Raw genomic sequence first — 2,504 nt, forward strand, 5'->3', positions numbered from 1 at the left:
CACCCCCGGCCATGCCCAGCAGCACGCCGGCCGTGCGCGCGGCGGTGATCCGCTCGCCGAAGGCCACGGCGCCGATCAGCACGCCCATGAGCGGCGTGGTGGCGTTCAGGATGGCGCTGTAGCCCGCCGGCAGCGTGCGGGCCGCGAGCGCGAACATCAGGAACGGCACCCCCGAATTGACCACGCCCAGCACCAGCGCCGCGCCCAGCTTGCCGTGAAAGGCCGGCCGCAGCCGCGCGAACGCCAGCAACGCCATCAACCCGGCCGCCGCCAGCGCCACGCGCCCGAAGGCCGTGGGCACCGCGCCCAGCACCGGCACGGAGATGCGCATGAACAGAAAACTGCCGCCCCACAGGGCGGCGAGGGCGAACAGGCGGATCAGGCTGGCGAGGGTCATGGGTGGCGCCGGCGGGGCGTGGACCCCGCCGAATCGGCAAAACGAAACGACGAAACCGAAGGCTTTCGCCAAGCCCTGGCGGGCCCGGGCCGCCCCCGGCGCTGGAGGCCCATTCTTCGAAATCCGGTGGGTTCGCGCAAACCATTTATGCTGCGCGACTGTTTATTTTGACTGAACGGTCATGCGCCTTCCTCCCCTCATCGCCGTGCGATTTTTCGAAGCCACTGCGCGCCATCTGAGCGTGCGCCGCGCCGCCGCCGAGCTGCACGTCACGCCGGGCGCCGTGTCTCAGCAGGTGCGCAAGCTGGAGGAGTTCCTGGGCTGCACGCTGTTCGATCGCCTGCCGCGCGGCCTGGCGCTCACGCGGGCGGGTGCCGAATACCAGTCGGCCTGCAGCGATGCGCTCGCGGTCATCGGCCACGCCACCTCGCGGGTGGCCGCCGGCGCGCGGCGCGTCGTGCTGGTGAGCTGCACGCCTGGCTTCGCCGTGCAGTGGCTGGTGCCGCGCCTGCAGGACTTTCAGCAGCACGCAGCCGGCCTGGACGTGCACGTGAGCACCACTAACCGCACGGTCGATCTGGCCGGCGAGGGCGTGCATTTCGCGGTGCGCCACGGCATGGGGAAGTACCCGGGCCTGCGGGCGGAAGCGCTGCTGGCCGACGATCTCGTGCCGGTGTGCAGCCCCCGCCTCATCGCGCCGCGGCGCATCGCGCGCGCCCGCGACATCGACGGCCATCGCCTGCTGCACGACGAGCACCGGGGCGACTGGCGGCTGTGGTGCGAGGCGCACCGTATGCCCCGGGTAAACACCGAACAGGGCGTGGTGTTTGCTGATTCCAACGGCGCCATCGAAGCCGCCGTGGCCGGCCGGGGCTTCGCGCTGGTGCGCCGCGCGCTCATCGGGCGCGAGCTGGCCACGCGCGCCTTGATCGGCGTGCAGGCGGGTGCGCTGGCCACGCCGCTGGCGTACCACCTGGTCTATGCGGCACCCGCGCTCATCGATCCGGAGCTTCGGCGTTTCCGCGACTGGATCGTCGCGCAGGCCGGGCAGGAGCGCGGCGGCGGCGCTTGAGCGATGTGGCCGGCGCCGGGCTTCACGCCCCCGGCAATGCCCGCACCATGTAGACCGCGCCCTCGCCGTAGGTGGCCAGCCGCGTGCGCTGCGCAGCGTCCTGCAACGGTGCGGGGGCATAGCCGTGCCGTGCCCAGTAGCCCTGCGATCCCTGTACCGAGACCAGCGCGCTGTGGCGCAGCCCTTCGCTGCGTGCCGTGGCCCAGGCCGCGGCCAGCAGCACCTGCGCGAGGCCCTGCCCTGCCAGCGCGGGTGACACGGCCATGTCGTGCAGGTACAGCGTGTCGGGGGCCTGGGCGGCCTCGAAATCGCCGTGCAGCGGCGTGACCTTGCCCCGCAGCGAGCGGTAGGCCGCCAGATAGGCACACAGGTGGCCGTCCCGCTCCAGGGCGAGCGAGCACTGCGCCGGGCTCGCCAGGCGGCGCTGGAACACCGCATGGCTTTCCTCGAACCCCTCGCCATAGCAGGCGCGCTGCACCTGCAACAGGCCGGGCAGATCGGCCGCGGCCAGCGGGCGCGCCCGGGGCGGGGCGGATGGCGGGGGGTGGGATCGGGCGTGGGCGGGCATGGGCGTGGGCGGTGCGAAGGGGCGGCACGGGCAGCGAAGGCCTCCATCCTACGGCCGGTGCCAGCCGGCCCGTGCAGGCGCATTTCTTGCACCCTTTCGTTGCCAATTCCCCGAAAACCGTCGCCATTTGGCCCATCCGTTCGCGGCCGCAGCGCCCCGATCGGATGCAGGTGAGAGAATTTCCACACCGTTGCCCCGCCGTACTGATGCCAGACACCATGTCTTTAAGCCGATTCCTCCGCCTTTTCGGGGCCCTCGTGGTGTTGGCCACGATGCTGCTGGTCGGCCGCATCGCCACGACGGAGTACCAGTCGGTGCGCGCGTCGGCGGCCAGCGTGGAGGCCATCGACCAGTTGCGCGCGGGGCTGCTCGCTGCCGAAATGGTGTCGCGCGAGCGCGGTCCCACCAACGGGGCGCTGGGCGGCCCGTCGCCCCTGCCGCCGGAACTGCAGCAGCCGCTGGCGCAG

3 protein-coding genes and 1 pseudogene are annotated in these 2,504 nt (G+C 72.2%); 2 read left to right on the forward strand and 2 right to left on the reverse strand.

What is annotated here, in order from left to right:
- The coding region (locus AC27IQ_RS22410) for an EamA family transporter (protein ID WP_487090850.1) at window positions 1-397 on the reverse strand (397 nt) is incomplete at its 3' end.
- Window positions 398-578: 181 nt separating this feature from the next.
- On the opposite strand from AC27IQ_RS22410, the gene gcvA reads away from it, so the two are divergent.
- Complete coding sequence (gene gcvA, locus AC27IQ_RS22415; RefSeq protein WP_487090851.1) at window positions 579-1,469, forward strand: transcriptional regulator GcvA; 891 nt, start codon at window positions 579-581, stop codon at window positions 1,467-1,469.
- Between the two features lie 22 nt (window positions 1,470-1,491).
- Here the strand turns inward: gcvA and AC27IQ_RS22420 are convergent, their stop codons facing one another.
- Window positions 1,492-2,037 carry a GNAT family N-acetyltransferase gene (locus tag AC27IQ_RS22420; RefSeq protein WP_487090852.1) on the reverse strand — a complete coding sequence of 182 codons (546 nt, stop codon included), beginning with the start codon at window positions 2,035-2,037 and terminating at the stop codon, window positions 1,492-1,494.
- A 272-nt stretch (window positions 2,038-2,309) separates the two neighbouring features.
- Here AC27IQ_RS22420 and AC27IQ_RS22425 point away from each other — a divergent pair.
- Window positions 2,310-2,504, forward strand: a pseudogene (locus AC27IQ_RS22425) (GGDEF domain-containing protein); the annotation flags it as partial.

It is taken from the genome of Acidovorax sp. KPB24-07 (assembly GCF_057543315.1).

Coding starts and splice junctions, on each gene's coding strand:
- AC27IQ_RS22420 (WP_487090852.1), bottom strand. CDS start 2,037: ATGCCCGCCCACGCCCGATCCCACCCCCCGCCATCCGCCCCGCCCCGG.
- gcvA (WP_487090851.1), top strand. CDS start 579: ATGCGCCTTCCTCCCCTCATCGCCGTGCGATTTTTCGAAGCCACTGCG.